Annotated in this window: 14 protein-coding genes; 6 read left to right on the top strand and 8 right to left on the bottom strand. The window is 53.2% G+C overall.

Annotated elements, in window-relative coordinates; genetic code table 11:
- Positions 1 to 2 precede the first annotated feature (2 nt).
- The gene (locus tag MFFC18_RS22195; protein WP_075083695.1) at positions 3 to 623 is read left to right on the top strand and encodes a hypothetical protein; all 621 of its coding nucleotides are present in this window, start codon (positions 3 to 5) and stop codon (positions 621 to 623) included.
- Between the two features lie 63 nt (positions 624 to 686).
- Here MFFC18_RS22195 and MFFC18_RS22190 read toward each other — a convergent pair whose 3' ends face one another.
- Positions 687 to 1055 carry a hypothetical protein gene (locus MFFC18_RS22190; RefSeq protein ID WP_148619049.1) on the bottom strand — a complete coding sequence of 123 codons (369 nt, stop codon included), beginning with the start codon at positions 1053 to 1055 and terminating at the stop codon, positions 687 to 689.
- A 280-nt stretch (positions 1056 to 1335) separates the two neighbouring features.
- Here MFFC18_RS22190 and MFFC18_RS22185 point away from each other — a divergent pair, with 280 nt between their 5' ends.
- The 4 genes from MFFC18_RS22185 to MFFC18_RS22170 all read left to right on the top strand — a co-directional run bounded on the left by MFFC18_RS22185 (position 1336) and on the right by MFFC18_RS22170 (position 6483).
- Entirely contained in the window at positions 1336 to 2472 is a 1137-nt protein-coding gene (locus MFFC18_RS22185; RefSeq protein WP_075083697.1) for a hypothetical protein, read from the top strand.
- Positions 2473 to 2697: 225 nt separating this feature from the next.
- On the top strand, positions 2698 to 3780 hold the full coding sequence (gene fbaA / locus MFFC18_RS22180; RefSeq protein ID WP_075083698.1) for a class II fructose-bisphosphate aldolase: 1083 nt from the start codon (positions 2698 to 2700) through the stop codon (positions 3778 to 3780).
- Between the two features lie 194 nt (positions 3781 to 3974).
- On the top strand, positions 3975 to 5129 hold the full coding sequence (gene dgt / locus MFFC18_RS22175) for a dGTP triphosphohydrolase (protein ID WP_084416985.1): 1155 nt from the start codon (positions 3975 to 3977) through the stop codon (positions 5127 to 5129).
- A gap of 295 nt (positions 5130 to 5424) precedes the next feature.
- Entirely contained in the window at positions 5425 to 6483 is a 1059-nt protein-coding gene (locus MFFC18_RS22170) for a PIN/TRAM domain-containing protein (protein WP_075084115.1), read from the top strand.
- 488 nt (positions 6484 to 6971) lie between these two features.
- Here MFFC18_RS22170 and MFFC18_RS25120 read toward each other — a convergent pair whose 3' ends face one another.
- The 6 genes from MFFC18_RS25120 to MFFC18_RS22145 form a co-directional block, all read right to left on the bottom strand.
- Positions 6972 to 7139 carry a hypothetical protein gene (locus MFFC18_RS25120; protein ID WP_157665094.1) on the bottom strand — a complete coding sequence of 56 codons (168 nt, stop codon included), beginning with the start codon at positions 7137 to 7139 and terminating at the stop codon, positions 6972 to 6974.
- A gap of 31 nt (positions 7140 to 7170) precedes the next feature.
- Positions 7171 to 8169 (bottom strand): DUF1559 family PulG-like putative transporter, encoded by a 999-nt coding sequence (locus MFFC18_RS22165; RefSeq protein WP_075083699.1) that lies wholly within the window; start codon positions 8167 to 8169, stop codon positions 7171 to 7173.
- Positions 8170 to 8561: 392 nt separating this feature from the next.
- The gene (gene mtnC, locus MFFC18_RS22160; protein ID WP_075083700.1) at positions 8562 to 9305 is read right to left on the bottom strand and encodes an acireductone synthase; all 744 of its coding nucleotides are present in this window, start codon (positions 9303 to 9305) and stop codon (positions 8562 to 8564) included.
- 51 nt (positions 9306 to 9356) lie between these two features.
- Positions 9357 to 10787: a S41 family peptidase gene (locus MFFC18_RS25845; protein WP_075083701.1), complete on the bottom strand. Its 1431-nt coding sequence runs from the start codon at positions 10785 to 10787 to the stop codon at positions 9357 to 9359.
- Between the two features lie 86 nt (positions 10788 to 10873).
- On the bottom strand, positions 10874 to 11461 hold the full coding sequence (locus tag MFFC18_RS22150) for a 1,2-dihydroxy-3-keto-5-methylthiopentene dioxygenase (RefSeq protein ID WP_075083702.1): 588 nt from the start codon (positions 11459 to 11461) through the stop codon (positions 10874 to 10876).
- A 26-nt stretch (positions 11462 to 11487) separates the two neighbouring features.
- Positions 11488 to 11793, bottom strand: coding sequence for a hypothetical protein (locus tag MFFC18_RS22145; RefSeq protein ID WP_148619048.1), 306 nt, complete (start codon positions 11791 to 11793; stop codon positions 11488 to 11490).
- Between the two features lie 185 nt (positions 11794 to 11978).
- On the opposite strand from MFFC18_RS22145, the gene MFFC18_RS22140 reads away from it, so the two are divergent.
- Positions 11979 to 14414 (top strand): DEAD/DEAH box helicase, encoded by a 2436-nt coding sequence (locus MFFC18_RS22140; RefSeq protein ID WP_075083704.1) that lies wholly within the window; start codon positions 11979 to 11981, stop codon positions 14412 to 14414.
- Between the two features lie 37 nt (positions 14415 to 14451).
- Here MFFC18_RS22140 and MFFC18_RS22135 read toward each other — a convergent pair whose 3' ends face one another.
- The gene (locus MFFC18_RS22135; protein ID WP_075083705.1) at positions 14452 to 15201 is read right to left on the bottom strand and encodes a hypothetical protein; all 750 of its coding nucleotides are present in this window, start codon (positions 15199 to 15201) and stop codon (positions 14452 to 14454) included.
- Positions 15202 to 15280: the final 79 nt, after the last annotated feature.

Genomic DNA, 15280 nt, shown 5'->3' with positions numbered 1-15280 from the left:
CCATGACGACACCTGCCTCAGAATCCGTCCGCAAAGTCGCGAACCCCGCAATTGTTCTCGGTCAGATTGAGAGTGCTCCCGGCCAGGATGCGCGGCGAACTTCTCGCCACGATGTCAGTGTTCGGGAAGACGCGACGCGATCGCCACGACTCCGCGTTGTCCATGTTGATAAAGAAGTCTTCGACGACAACCTGGACCAGCCACTCGAAGTCCCATTGCAGATTGCCGAATTGACGAGCCATCTGAAACGTCGCCGCGATCGCCTTCAGGAAAAAGAAAACAGCCTCAACGAGAAAATTGCTTCGTGGCAAACGAGCATGGATGCCCGCGGTGCTGCGAACTCGGATCGGGAACGTGAGCTGAAACTTCGAGAGCGACAATTGCAGAGTCTGCAATTTCACTTGCTCCAGATGCAGAACGATGTCATCGATAGCCAGCTGTCGATGGAGGGCGTCATCGAACACTTCGAGAACACAGAATCCGATGAGTACATGAAGCTCGCCCTGGAGCTGTTGCGATTCGAAGTCCTGGATCGCTTTGACTATGTCAGCAAACGCTGGGAGATCCTGCACTCAAAGCTTGAGAATCTGTATGCAGAACAACCCGTTCGCAAAGCGGGATAATTGTTTCGGGCTGCGTTCAAAGCTGAAGCCCGCGCCATCGCGCCACCGTTGCATTGTGGCAACTTAAGCGGACTGCTGTGTGTGCTTCGTTGGTGGTACAGGGGATCGCTCTTCCTGGCGAAACGCATTGCGTGCGTTGCGGAAGAACTTGCCGACTTTTCTGCTGAACTTGATGTTGCCATAAACAACTCGCTCGATCTCATCCGCTGAATAACCCCGATTCAACAAATCGACAATCAACTTGTTGGACTCGCGGATCGCAATCGCACGCTGGATAGTTGTCGCGACGCAACCCACAATGACGACCGCCAGGATGAACGTGCCGATCACGGCCACGAGCATCGCCACTGACAGCAATCCAGGGTCGACTCGGTCAAGGAAGTTGGTCTGAGTCGCCTGGGCTGACTGAGCAAGGACAAGAGATGGAAACATGATTTCGTCCGGAGTTCGATTTGAGGATCGCTGGCCAATAGCCTGTTTTCGCCGACCAGCACCGGATCTTGGAATCAATCTTCGTCCTGAAGAAAATTTTCTTTGTGTTCGACGGCTCTGGTAGCAGAACCCAAAACCCATGTTTCGAACCGCACGCCCAACACCATTCCTCGATTCTGACAGCAAGTCCCGACGCTACCCGGTTTGGGCGATTGAGCCGCTGTTTACCGTCTCGGATTCGCATTGAAGCGGATGCGATAGCATGCCATGATCCGCAGCAATGAGCGCGGGAAAATTCATCTCAACGGTTGCGATTTGGCTCGCGCTCGCTGCTGCGCTGACCAACTTTGGATGCCGCAATCTGAAAGTCAACGAAAAACGCAGCGACGGCATCGTGCTGCCGAAATCCAAAATGGAAAATGACTCCGTTGCGGTTCGCGTCGCCGTCGTGGAACTTGACGACCAGCAGCAAACTCAGTTTGCCGATTTCGTCGAAACGACTGACCAGAAACTGCCGCTCGAAATCAGGCAGCGACTCGACGACAACGGGTTGCGCGTATCGGTGATCTCAAGCATCAACACGCCAGACATTCAAAAAATGTTGGCACCTCGAATCCAGGATCCGCGATGGCTTGACGGTCAGGAACTGGAACTCGCCGAAGCGGGAAAGCTCGAGCCCATTTACCGCATGGCTTCACACCGGCATGTCGAAAAGAAACGTGGCCAGAGTTTCACCGTCGAGGTCTCGCCGGTTCGGCAAAAATCGTCGTGGGTCGTTTACGTCGGAGAGAGCCAGTTTCCGGATCGCGCCTCGTTGGCTCAATGCCACATGCGAATCACTTCATGGCCGATGCCAGACGGGTCAGTGAGGCTCCAGTTCATCCCCGAAGTCCACTACGGCCAGAACCTTTCGCGAATCGGAGTCGACGGGACAAACTTTGCAGTACAACAACGCCGCGATGTGAAAGAGCTTCGCGCGCTATCGTTTGAAATATCGGTTCAGCCAGGTGAGACCGTGATGGTGGCTCCGACCAATCGGCTGGAGCGGATCGGCGATCTGTTCTTCAACGCCAAAGTCGATGTCGTCGACGATACGGAACCAGCGCATGCGGACTGGATGGACTCGATCGAACGTGGACTTACAACGGATAGTTCAGAGCTAACGGATGATGTCGATACGTCGGAATTTTTCCCGATGCTAAACGCAGAGAATTCAACTTCGGAATCCAACTTCAAGGCTGGAAACGAACTCGATGCTTCATCGGAATCTGAACTCGAATCCCTCGACGCTGCGGTGTTGGTGCAAGGCGAACTGTTGGAAGACAGGGTGCTGGAGCCTGATCGCCGACGGCCCGAGCCATGGCAAAGGTTTTTGCTCGTTCGCGTGACTGAAGTGACTCCGCCGCCGCTGCGGTAAGATGTTCACAAGTGAGCCACGGCAGGGTTGCGGCTTAGGAATGGCTGGTTCCCGTTAGCCATCTTCGAGGTCTGTTATTCCCTGATAGGTTAAAACTCGCAAGGAAGCCCTTGTTGCCATTGTTTTACGTGCAAGGTGACAGATAATGCTCGCTGAGATTCGGACAATGTCGTGGCCTCCGAATTCGAATATCAACCATTATTACCTAACCACAGATTTCATTTCATGAGCGACTCACAAATCAAGCCGGGCGTTGTAACCGGAGAAGCACTCGACCGTTTGCTGCGTAACGCGAACGAGAACAATTATGCGATGCCAGCCGTTAACGTTGTCGGAACCAATTCGATCAACGCCGTTCTGGAAGCCGCTGCAGCAGTCAACTCCCCGGTCATGATTCAGTTCTCCAACGGTGGTGGAACTTTCTTCGCTGGCAAGAGTCTTTCGAATGACAACCAGGCGGCTGCAATCGCAGGTTGCGTTTCGGGTGCCCAGCACGTTCACGCGATGGCTGAACACTACGGCGTTCCGGTCGTGCTGCACACCGATCACTGTGCCAAGAAACTTCTTCCGTGGATCGACGGATTGATTGCCGCCAGCGAAAAGCATTACGCTGCGACTGGCAAGCCACTCTACAGTTCTCACATGCTTGACCTGTCGGAAGAGCCGCTCGAAGAGAACATCGAGATCTGCTGCAAGTACTTCGAGCGCATGAACAAAGTTGACATGCTGATCGAAATCGAGCTTGGAATCACCGGTGGCGAAGAAGACGGCGTGGACAACACCGATGTCGACAGTAGTAAGCTCTACACTCAGCCATCGGAAGTTTCTGACTTCTACGAAGCCCTCAACAAGATCTCGCCGCGCTTCACAATCGCTGCAGCATTCGGCAACGTTCACGGCGTCTACAAGCCGGGCAACGTTTCGCTTCAGCCGATCATCCTGAAGAACTCACAGGACCACATCAAGGAAAAATTTGGTACCGGCGATCTGCCAGTGAACTTTGTTTTCCACGGCGGATCTGGTTCGTCGCGTGAAGAGATTCGCGAAGCCATTGAGTACGGTGCGATCAAGATGAATCTTGATACCGACATGCAGTGGGCGACCTGGAAAGGCGTTCTCGAGTACTACAAGGGCAATGAAGGCTACTTGCAGACTCAGCTTGGCAATCCGGATGGCGACGATGTTCCCAACAAGAAGTTCTACGATCCTCGCGCGTGGTTGCGAAAAGGCGAGCAGTCTTTCGTTGACCGCCTGAAAGTGGCTTTCGAAGATTTGAACTGCATCAACCGCTGCGAAGGCCTGAGCTAGGGTCGCTTTCTCGCAAACGGGAAAAGGAAAGTCTGGCTTTGCCTCGATCAAGCCACCGCTGAGTCGAATGTTTCAGCGGTGCTTTCTATCCGAGCCACATTTGTGGCTTTGCGTTTGCGACTTGGGCTGCTTACTTCCAGAGAATCTCCTGCGGGTCACCTGAATTCAGGTGGCCCGTTGGCATTTAGAAAAATATGACTGACCACAATAAACCGAGCTCGACTTCGAACGGTGGCGATGATTCGCTGTCCTGGGTGGAAGAGCGAGAGAAGACGCTGCTCGCGCCCTGGGCGATGAGAAGCTGTGACTCCGCCGGCCGCAAATATCCCCAGGAAGAGCACTCTTACCGCGGGCCGTATCAGCGTGATCGCGACCGGATTCTGCATAGCTCTGCGTACCGCCGGCTCTCGGGAAAGATGCAAGTCTTCACCGGTGAAATGGGGGACTATCATCGCACGCGGCTGACGCATACTCAGGAAGTCGCGACGATTGCTCGAACGATCGGCCGAGTGCTTGGCTTGAACGAGGATTTGATCGAAGCGCTTGCCTTGATGCACGACATTGGCCATCCGCCTTACGGCCACGCTGGTGAGGACGCGCTCCATGAGTGTATCGCGGACGAAGGCGGTTTTTCTCACAACCAGTTCGCACTCACGATCGCCGAAGAGATCGAAATCCGGTACCAGGAGTTTCCGGGCTTGAATCTGACTTACGAAGTACTCGCCGGACAGCAAAAGCGGATCGATAAAACGAAAACAGACGGCCCCCGTCCACTGCTGGAAGTCCAACTGGTCGACGCTGCCGACAGCACAACTTACGACGCGCATGACACCGACGATGCGGTCAAGCTGAAGCTGGTGACGATCGAGGAGATGTCGTCCGTTCAGCTAATTCGCGATGCGTTAAAACGGGTCCGCGACAAGTACACCAATCTCAATGACGATCTAACTCGCAAGGCGATCGTTCATCAGCTGGTGGAACGGCAAGTGACCAGTCTGATTTCGCATTGTGCAGGACAGCTTCAGGATCGTGCGTTTGCCTCGGCCACAGAGGCGATGAACTCTGATTTTTTAATTGAGCATCCAACGGAGTTGGCGGAACAGAAACGTGAACTTGAGGCATTCCTGTATCGCAATGTCTATCGGCATCCTGATCTGATTGCGATTCGCCAACGAGCTCAACAGCGGCTCAAGGAAATGTTTGCCAAATACTGCGAGCGACCGGAACTCTTTCCGGAAAAGTATCAGCAACGGAGTGAGAAAACGGGAGTCCGCCGGATGGCTGTCGAGTACATCGCCGGGATGACCGATCATTTTTGCGAGCAAACTTACTCCAGAATTTGCCAATAACGATTTCCTGGCTAACACGCTGCCCCGCGATGTCGTTAGAATGCTGCCCGCTTCGACATCGACGGATTTCTGGCTTTCGAGGCGTTTTCCGGACGGATTGGCAGTCGGCAGATTGCGTCCGCAAAATGTTGGAATCGTTCCGTTATCCCCGATAAACAGGCGTTTTAACGGGAATTGTAGCAACAAATCTGCTTTTGCTGCGAACTTCAGTCTGCGATAGTCGTTTTAGTAAATAGTAGATTCTGTATCACGTCGGCTCGGCTCCGACAGCGTCGGAGATTTTATCGTGAACAACTTGCCACTCTGGATTCTCAGAACCTGCTTCCTGATCGTCGCGGTCGGTCTGGGGGTGTCTTTGATCAATGGGTCGATGGCGAATGACAATGCAGAAGTGAATCGGGCTGCCATCTGGTTGATCTTTGGTGTCTTTCTGTTCGGTTCTGTTGGAACGATCGTTGCCGACCTGTTGATCACCAACAAGCGAATTGACATGATTTCCAGCGTCTATTTCGGCTTGGTGGTTGGGTTGTTTTTAACCTACGTCATCAACGTCGCATTGATGCCGCTGTTCGGATTGCTCGAAGCTCAGACAATCGGCATTCGCCCCGAGTTTCTCCGGAGTGTGATCGTTACGTTTATCGGAGCCTCAGTTTGCTATTCCTGTATTAGCTTGCTGTGGCAGACCAAGGACGATTTCCGCTTTGTTATTCCCTATGTCGAATTCAGCAAAGACGTTAAAGGGCTCAAACCATACATTCTGGATACCAGCGTCGTGATCGATGGCCGGATCGCGGACATTATCGATACGGGGATACTGGACAATCAGCTGATCATGCCTCGCTTTGTGCTTGCCGAGCTGCAGGCAATTGCCGATAGCAGTGACAAAATGCGTCGCTCACGTGGCCGTCGTGGGCTGGATGTGCTTGATCGGCTGCGGAACAATCCGTCCATAGACTTCAAGGTCTATGATCGAGAGCTGCCTGAAATGCAGGGCCAGCCGGTGGATATGAAGCTGTTGATGCTGGCTCGGCACCTTGAGGGCAAAGTCGTCACCGGCGATTTCAACCTCAATAAAGTTGCCAAGCTACAAAACGTGCCCGTAATTAACCTGAATGAAATCGCGAACTCGCTGAAACCAGTGTTCTTGCCCGGCGAAAAGATCAAACTGAAGGTTGTGAAAGCCGGTGAGGGACCGGGGCAGGGAGTCGGCTACCTTGACGATGGGACGATGATCGTGATCGAGGATGGTCGCCCGCACATTGGCAAGGAAATCGAAATCGCGGTGACCAGCATGTTGCAAACCAGCGCCGGACGCATGGTGTTCGGAAAGCACGAGTCACCGGTGCGGTCGTAAGTGTGATCGATCGAGTCCCCAGGCTGTTGTGGAATCGCTTTCATGTTTAGTCCGGCACTGATTTAAAGCCGCTTTCGTGCACATCGTGAGGTGCAGGCGGTTGCGAGAATGTTGCCTCGGCCATCGTGATCATCACTCGGCCAATTTGGCGATCGTTGCTTGGATGGCGATCGTTGCTTGGATGGCGATCGTTACTTGGATGGCATTCGCTGCGTGGCGAAAAGAAGGTCGTTAGTGGAAGCGTCCGTGAACCAACTTCAAATAGCGAAATAGTTGCTTCTGTCGGTTCAAGTTCAGCAATGCATGGTCAGCTGATCCGGTCACAATATGGCGATCTCTCTGCCATCAATCCATGGCGATTGGTTCCATCAATCCACGCTCTCGTTCCGCGATTAATGGTGGCGGCAATCGACCGGAGCCACAGGCACAGACATGAAAAAAGCCTCGAGCTGAGCTCGAGGCTTTCATGAATCTGATACAGACGTCTATCAGTCAACAGTTGTTGATTGTGATTCAACACCTGCTGCAGAAGAATCTACAGCTTCGGTGCTTACGTTTTCTTTATCTGGCTCAGTAATCTCTGTGGAATCTGAGCAGCCGCCAAAGGAAACGACGAAACTACCAGCAACCAATAGCGCCGAAAGTACAAATTTCATTGTCAATAACTTTCTAAAAGTTTAAGTAAAACTAGTCGATCGAAGCAACGGTTCCGTCTGCGATACCAGACATGTTGCGAATGACTGTTGCGTCAGTGTCTTCGCTAACAGCACCCACTGAACCATCGCCACGTGAGAAGCTAACAGTGCCTGGGTGGCCGCTTGCGTATTCGAAGAGCTGGGCCGGTCCCCAACTGCTATCGGGCCAGAATACTGTTCCGATCGTGTGAGTACCAATCCAGGCTCGACCGACAGTTTCGCCGGGCCAAGGCCATTCATCAAGAGGCTCAGTAACAACTTCGCCCATCATGATGATGTTACTTGATCCGTCAGACATGCGACCGAACGTGGTGCGGCTACGGTTAAGGAACATTCCGTCGTGAGCACTCCAGTTGTCAGACTCGCTTGAGTCATCACCAAGTACACCAGCGACACCGATGTAGTTTGTCAGGCCGTACTCTTCGCCAAGCAGGTTACTTGACCAGTCGCCCCAGCCACCCAAAGTAACAGTAACGCTACTTGGTCCAACACCGTAGGTGCGAGTTACGTCAGCTGTTTTGTCAGTTGACGGAACTGAATCCGTTGGGCAGCGGAAAGCTGGAATGTTGTAAAGAGCTGCGAAGCGAGTTGTCGCTCCACCGGCAAGGTTGTAGTTAATCCAAACACCGTAACCAGCTCCGTCATCGCCGTAGCGCTTGGTGCTCAGGTTTGGCTCACACATGGCAGCAACGTTGTTTGCTTCGATGTGTGGAAGGATCTGTGCAAGCAGACCCATACGTTGTGGTTCAACACCAGGAAGAACTGGGTCAGCGACACCAAGGGCACCCGTAGGGAACCGCATGTGAGCACTTTCAAAGTTCAAACAAGCAAGTGCAATCTGACGCATGTTGTTCATGCATTGTGTGCGACGTGCTGCTTCGCGAACTTGCTGAACAGCTGGCAAAAGCATGCCGATCAGAATTCCGATGATGGCAATGACGACCAAAAGCTCAACGAGGGTGAAGCCATATCGCTTCTGTGAACGTTTCATAAATCACTCAAAAAAAGACCAAGGATTAATTTCATAAGGTTGCAGAATTATACCCCAAAGCAGAATTATTTAACCATAAATTCGCGCATTTCTCTCAGAAAGGCGCCCTAAGCCCCGCAATATATTTGGGCTTGCGTTAGCAAGGGCACAAATTTGGCCAATTGTGAATTTAGCTGATGCGTTTTGCCGAGACCTGTTTCGCGGCAGTTAGCTTTACAGAAAAGGCCACTATTTGCGGCGTTTCGGACGATATGGCCTGTACTGAACAACGCCAGAGCCGTTTGTCGACGAGGTTGATGCCCACTCCATCGAATGGCTTTTTAGGCAAATAGTTTCGCGGTGAACAAAACGAAGCCAAAAATGATGGCTTCAGCAATGGCGGCAAGTTACTGCTAGGACAGTTGGTTTGGCGCGACCAAAAGCTGCTCAAATGACTCAATTTGCTGGTAGTCGTCGGCGTTCTCAACAACAGCATTTCCGGGACGCAAACTAAGCACGGTTTGAAATCCTGCTTCGGCGGCGGCGTCCAATTCGGCGGGAACATCGCTAACAAAAACGATTTGATCCGCATCGACTCCAATATCGGCCGCGATTCGGTGATAGCTCTCCGCTTCTTTCTTCGGCCCCGTCGTTGTGTCGTAGTTCGCCGAAAACAGATGCAGCAGATCTCCCGCGACACTGTGCCCGAAAAACAGCTTCTGGGCGGCGATGCTGCCGGATGAATAGATTCGCAGATCGAGCCCCGCATCTTTCCAACGCTCGAGTGCTGGTGCGGTGTCCTTATATAAATGAGCCACCAGTTCGCCGCTGTGGAAACCCGATTTCCAAATGATGCCCTGAAGCTGTTTAAGTCCGGTTGCTTTGACGTCGTTGTCAATCATGTCGACCACCGCATCGATGACGGATTGCTGATTCGATTCGGCGTTACCCGAAAGCCAGGCTGCGACTGATTCTTTGCCAAGGTCTTCGGACAGCAGTTCGATGCATCCGTTGAGCTCCGGAGAATCCCAGTTCGACGCAACAAAGCCGGGAACCCGCTTTCGTGCAAACGGAAACATGACGTCGTGGACAAAGTCGATCGATGAGGTGGTGCCTTCGATGTCGAGAAGGATAACGTCAGCGCTAATTTCAATCATTTTTGCGAGCTTGGAATCTTTGTGGGGAAGTGCGATGGCGGAGATTGTAGATCAGTCCGTGCTGCCCGTCATTCGACGAAGCACCGAAACGGCGTTGGTCAAAATTGGGTCGTTGTGGGTTTTTGATTCGGGTTGTTTGCTTACCGCCGCCAATAACTCAGGCGTGTTCCGATCGGCGAATACGACGAAATTTGGAAACACCATGTTGGCAGATTTGCGATTGAAGTTTTCGTCTCGCATGCGTCGCCGAGCATTGTGAGTGATCAAGATCGGGTTTTCGAGCGTGAACAGCTTCGTACCGTTGATGCGCCGGATGTAGCCCGACGGGATGATGACTTTGTCTCCGTTGTTCAAATCGAATTGACTGCGAAGGTAAGACGCTCCGTTGGTCGGTTCGCCAACGACAACGGCCCGATCGCGGTCTTGCAGTGCGGCGGCAAGAAATGCGCTGCTGGAGCTGGATGTCGTCGAAGTCAGCACAACGATCGGAATATCCTCAAACAGGCAACCGTCGTTCGACCGGTGAATGGTTTCGGCTTCAGCGATCGTTGTGCTTCCGATTCTTCCCGCGTCAAGAAACTTGTCGGCGACGTTAACGACGTCATGCAATGCTCCTCCGCCGGCTCGTAGGTCGAGGATGATGCCGGCAGGCCGTGTGCGGTCGAGCAAAAGGCTGAGTTTTTCAAGTTCTTCGGCAGTTCCGTTTCCGAAGCGATCGATCCGCAGCAACGCCAGTTCCGGATGGTCCTTCAGCCGATAATTCCATTTGCCATCGTCATTTTGAAAGGCACCGGTCACGGTGGGGATAAAGGTTACGTTTCTCGTAACAACAACGGTGCGTGTCCCTGCGGTCGGATGTTGCAAGAGCAGTGCTACTTTGGAATCCGCTGCTCCGCGAAGCTGGCTGACGATTTCGTTGAGACTTTGCCCTGCAGTCGGCTTGCCATCGATTTCGAGGATTGTATCGTTGCTTTTTACACCAGCTATTGAGGCAGGTCCGCCGTAGAAACATTCCGAAATGAGCGGCTGGTTTTGCTCAATGGAAAGAGCGATGCCAACGCCAACGAGCCCGTTCGGTTTGGCCTGAACGTCATGTTTGGCGGCTTCAAGATCTATCAACCGTCCGGTGCCGGGGATTCGCTCCAGGAAGTTCTCGATCGCAACGGTTGCGTCAAAAGCGTCGGAATTTTTGATGGTCGATTGCAGCAGCGACAGGAATTCCTGGTCCGTCCGGAGCCTCGAAATCTGTTGGCTCAGGTCTTTTGCCGAAACGGTTTCTTGCGAGTGGTGAATGGACTTTGCAGCCAGCAAAACCAGCTGCTGCATCGTCGGCGGTTCAGCGTGGTGATCGGCGACGATGTGGCAAACTTCCAACAGCCTGCTGAGCTCAGGCGTCGGTGGCTGAGTCTGACCGTGTGTCGACGGTGCAATGAAGAAGAAAAAGAGCAGGGCCCAAACAGGAATCGTTTGCAGAAAGTTCAAGCCTGCTCCATTGAGATCGCGTTTCTGGCGGCGAGAGGCCGCAACGACGTCGCGTTTAACCTGCGACCGAGCGCCGAAGGCAAAGCTTAAATCTCGACAGCGCTCTTGAAATCTTCGCCTTCACCACCTTCGAGATACGACGGGCCCATGCAAAGCGGCGAATAGTCCTCGTGGACTGGCTGCTCCATGTAATGAGGCGTCCAGCCGCTCATGTCTTCGAACAAGCGAATGCAACGAATCGTTTTGTCGCCGCAAAGATTGAACCAGTGATGCGTGCCTTTGGGAACGCTGATCAAGTCTCCGGACTCAACGGTGACGGAAAAGACCGGAGCCGTTTCCGGGTTGATGTGGAACACGCCGCTGCCTTTGACCGTAAAGCGAACTTCGTCTTCGGTGTGCAAATGCTCTTTGTCGAACTTGGCCAGCATGTCGTCCAGCCCCGGAGTCTCCGGGCTAACATTGATCACATCGGCGGTAACGAAACCGTGAGCTTCCTTCAGTCGCTCGATCTCGGGCGAGTAAGCGTCGAGGATTTCTTCGTTCGTAGCTTCGGCGCCGATACGACCTTCGACATCCCACTGTTCATAGACGATGCCGAACGGTTTCAGGAATTCAGCAATTTCAGTTGGATCGGTGATATCCCGCTTTTGTTCGGGAATTTGGACGCTGGCCATCGAATGGTCTCCGCAATATCTGAGTTTTACCAGCGACCATTGTAGCGGCCAACGGCAACTTTGGGCACCGATTTTCCGCCGTCGAAGCCGAGAGTTTCCGCCCGGGAAAAGGCCGGTTCGGGATACGGGTAGGGCGAAGGTTGCGACTGATAGGAATTTGAAGCCAGCGCTGCCGGAGGCCGATTCGCGAACTCCGGTTCGTCGAGTTCCGTTCGCTGCTCGTTCGCGAAGCTAACAAGATTCAATAACAGGATCGTTGCGAGGACTTCCAGAAAAAGAATGCCAACGATTCGGGTGATGTCACTGTCTTGCTTGCGTCGTGTCCTGCTCATCATTCACTCCTTTGTGATTCAGGTTCACTGGTCTCAGGCACGTGGAACATGCAGTTTGCGGGCCAGAGTACAAAACGTTTGTCAGTCTCTGTTACGGCACAAGCGGCTCAAGGTTCAACAGGCTTAAATCTGCTAGGCTGTTGGTCCCGTACCATGAAATTTTTACACGCTTGAGAGCCTGTGTTTTGGAAGAACTGCAAAAACAACGCGACGAAATTGCAGAAGCCTACTTCGATACGATCCCCTTCGATCCCTATCCGGTTCAGGAAGAAGCACTGCTGGCATGGTTCACAGAAGACCAGGGAGTGCTTGTTTGTGCGCCGACTGGAACCGGCAAAACGCTGATCGCCGAAGCCGCACTTTTCGAGGCGCTCAAGCTTGGCAAACAGGCCTATTACACGACGCCGCTAATTGCCCTTACCGATCAGAAGTTCCGTGAGATTCAGGAGAAAGTCGTCGGTTGGGGTTTTCCGGCAGAAGAGGTTGGCTTGGTGACCGGCAACCGGAAGCTGAATCCTGGTGCGAAGATCCTGGTGGTCGTTGCCGAGATTTTACTGAATCGATTGCTGCACGAAGAGGCCTTCGATTTCGACAACGTGTGGGCAGTCGTGATGGACGAGTTTCATAGTTTCAACGATCGCGAACGAGGCATCGTTTGGGAGTTTGGCTTGAGCCTGTTGCCCGGACACGTGAAAACGATGCTGCTTTCGGCGACCGTTGGAAACGCAATGGAGTTCAGCTCCTGGTTGTCCAGGATTCATGACCGACGGCTGAAGCTGGTCCAGTCTCACGATCGAAAAGTTCCGCTTTCATTTAGCTGGGTGGAAGACGAGTTGCTGGGCGATTTTGTGGAGAGCATGATTACCGGCGATGAAACGACTCGCTATACACCTGCGTTGTTGTTCTGCTTCAACCGCGAGCACTGCTGGACCACCGGCGAGATGCTCAAGGGGAAGAAGTGCGTTCTGCCTGCCCAGCAAAAGCAACTCGCGGCGCGGCTTGATGAATACGATTGGTCACAAGGGGCCGGTCCAAAGTTGAAGCAATTGTTAATGCGTGGCATCGGAGTCCATCACGCTGGCGTGCTACCACGTTATCGGCGTGTGGTCGAAGAGCTGTTCCAGGAAAAACTGCTGAGCATTTGTGTCTGTACCGAAACGTTGGCAGCGGGAATTAATTTGCCGGCGCGCAGCGTCGTGTTGCCGAAGCTGCTAAAGGGGCCGCCGCGGAAAGAGAAGCTGATGGAAGCCAGTTCGGCGCATCAGATGTTTGGCAGGGCAGGGCGACCGCAGTTTGATGACAAGGGTTTCGTGTTTGCGTTGCCGCATGAAGACGACGTCCGGATTGCTCGCTGGAAGGAGAAGTACGATTCGATTCCCGAGGACACCAAGGATCCTGGTTTGCGGAAAGCGAAAAAGGCACTCAAGAAGAAGCGACCCAAACGACGCGAGGACGTGCAGTACTGGAGCCAACAGCAATTCGCCCAGTTGGAAGTTGCTCCTTCGGCAGACCTTTCCAGCCGCGGACCGCTGTCTTGGCGGCTGTTGGTTTATTTGCTGGATGCGTCGTCGGATGTCGGGCGGATTCGCAAGCTGATCAACGGTAGGTTGCTGGATGAGAAAGGCCGCAAAGTGCAGCAGAAGGCACTCGACCGCGCATTGATCACGTTATGGCGAGGCGGATACGTGACGCTTGATCCGAAACCTCCGTTGGCGCTGATGAATAGGGAGTCAGGAGGCGCTGATGATGGAGCGGAAGAAAACAAAGAGCCTGAAGAAACGATTGACGAATCGAAGTCGCTGGCCGGTCAGTTGACGTTTGGCCAAGCTGCTCCTTTGGTGCCTGACGAAACGAAAAAGAATGAACCGGCGAAAAAGAAGATGCCGCCGAAAGGTCCGCTGGACGATTACGAAGCGATCACCGCAACGGCGACCGAGGCGATGAGCGACCTGTTGCTGCTCCGTGGTGTGCATCCGCTGTACGCAATGTTCCTGATGAATCATCTGGGCATCGCGGATCGGAACGAGCGGATTATGGCGTTCGAGAGTCTGCTGCAGATGTCGCGTTCGGTAGGCAAAGCCGTTCGCATTCCAAAGCACGACGAACTTCCGCCAGGACCACTGCAGACGACGCGTCTGGACAGCTTGCTTTTGACCAAGGGCCTTGCGACGATCGACGAGCTGGGTTTGAACGAGGAAGACGAAGACGGGCCAAAGCCCTGGGACGATGACTACGTTCCGATTTTGACTTTGCCGCACAAGCTACAGCGGCTATTTCAGTTCGACTTTCCCTACGTCGACGATTTACGAATCTCGCCGGTGTGGATTGTGGGCGAGGTGTTAAACTACGGCGAAGATTTCAACAAGTACATCACCAGCAACAAGCTGCAGAAACAGGAAGGCATGATCTTCCGTCATCTGTTGCGTTTCGTTTTGTTGATTGACGAGATGGCTGAACTGTGTCCGCCGGACATGGAGCACGAGCAGTGGCAGGCAGAAATTTGGCCAATCGCGAATCAGCTGGAGGCAATTTGCTTGAAGGCCGATCCGCAGAATACTGAAGCTTGGTTGGCAGAAACGAAGAAGGCTCAGAAAGAGAAAGCCAAAAGCGAGCAGGAGTAGGTGCGCGTCTCGCACGTCACATCCGTGTACCATCTGTTCATTCGTGGTTCAAACAATCTTTCGCGCGACGTTGCTGAGCCAGATGAAAAACATCGCAGTGCTGAAACGGATTGGACATGGTTTCAATCAGTTTTTGCCAGACATCGTCATCCGCGTAGTTTGCATTGAACTCGGTGAACAGTCTGGCGAAGTCGGCGTTGGACAGCCACGGCCTGGCCGTGAAAAACAGAGCCCGCAAGTCGTCGGCGCGGCCATCGACTTCGGACACGGTCGCTCGATGAGCCACGTCAAAATCGAACCACGATGCTGAAAGTTCGCCGTTCGGCAATTCGTCGATCATCACGTTGGTCGCCGAAGCGTCACCATGGCTTTGATCAAACTGTAAGTGGAATTCAAAAAGTGATCTCATCGAAACCGAGATCGCGGCAAGCTTTCGTTCAGCAGAAACTTCAACGGCGAGTAGTTCGCAAAGCGGTTTTCCGTTTAGCTTTTTGAGCTGCAACGCGTTCCTTGAGACCGTAGCGCCGGCGAGTTCCTGTTCTCGTTCGAACCACTGTTTCGTTGAGAGCACCTTCACGGGAGCTCGACGGAAACCAAGAATCAGATTGCCCGGGATGCGCAGGAATTCCGCGTGCCAGTTGCGGCATTTGGTGACGGTGTCGGCTTCAATGGTGACTTCGTTGACGCGAGTTTGCGAAGCGATTTTTGCCAGAATCGTGCAGGGCGCGTACAGCAACGTCGTGAACATCAGTTTGAAGGTGTCAGTTTTCTTTGCGTTCTCGGGCATCTAGGTTTGTGCGAATGCTGGTCGTAAAAAGTGGGATAGGCTTCCAGCCTGTCATCATATTGTCAGCATCCTGATCACA

The sequence above is a fragment of the Mariniblastus fucicola genome, from assembly GCF_008087665.1.
In the GTDB taxonomy this organism is placed as follows: Bacteria; Planctomycetota; Planctomycetia; order Pirellulales; family Pirellulaceae; genus Mariniblastus; species Mariniblastus fucicola.
Note: the sequence above shows the minus strand (reverse complement) of the source record. Positions and strands in the feature narration are given on the sequence as shown.

What these genes read in the sequence shown, in the direction of transcription:
- MFFC18_RS22195 (WP_075083695.1), top strand. Translation starts at nt 3, where the DNA reads ATGACGACACCTGCCTCAGAATCCGTCCGCAAAGTCGCGAACCCCGCA.
- MFFC18_RS22190 (WP_148619049.1), bottom strand. Translation starts at nt 1,055, where the DNA reads ATGTTTCCATCTCTTGTCCTTGCTCAGTCAGCCCAGGCGACTCAGACC.
- MFFC18_RS22185 (WP_075083697.1), top strand. Translation starts at nt 1,336, where the DNA reads ATGAGCGCGGGAAAATTCATCTCAACGGTTGCGATTTGGCTCGCGCTC.
- fbaA (WP_075083698.1), top strand. Translation starts at nt 2,698, where the DNA reads ATGAGCGACTCACAAATCAAGCCGGGCGTTGTAACCGGAGAAGCACTC.
- dgt (WP_084416985.1), top strand. Translation starts at nt 3,975, where the DNA reads ATGACTGACCACAATAAACCGAGCTCGACTTCGAACGGTGGCGATGAT.
- MFFC18_RS25120 (WP_157665094.1), bottom strand. Translation starts at nt 7,139, where the DNA reads ATGAAATTTGTACTTTCGGCGCTATTGGTTGCTGGTAGTTTCGTCGTT.
- MFFC18_RS22165 (WP_075083699.1), bottom strand. Translation starts at nt 8,169, where the DNA reads ATGAAACGTTCACAGAAGCGATATGGCTTCACCCTCGTTGAGCTTTTG.
- mtnC (WP_075083700.1), bottom strand. Translation starts at nt 9,305, where the DNA reads ATGATTGAAATTAGCGCTGACGTTATCCTTCTCGACATCGAAGGCACC.
- MFFC18_RS22150 (WP_075083702.1), bottom strand. Translation starts at nt 11,461, where the DNA reads ATGGCCAGCGTCCAAATTCCCGAACAAAAGCGGGATATCACCGATCCA.
- MFFC18_RS22145 (WP_148619048.1), bottom strand. Translation starts at nt 11,793, where the DNA reads ATGAGCAGGACACGACGCAAGCAAGACAGTGACATCACCCGAATCGTT.
- MFFC18_RS22135 (WP_075083705.1), bottom strand. Translation starts at nt 15,201, where the DNA reads ATGCCCGAGAACGCAAAGAAAACTGACACCTTCAAACTGATGTTCACG.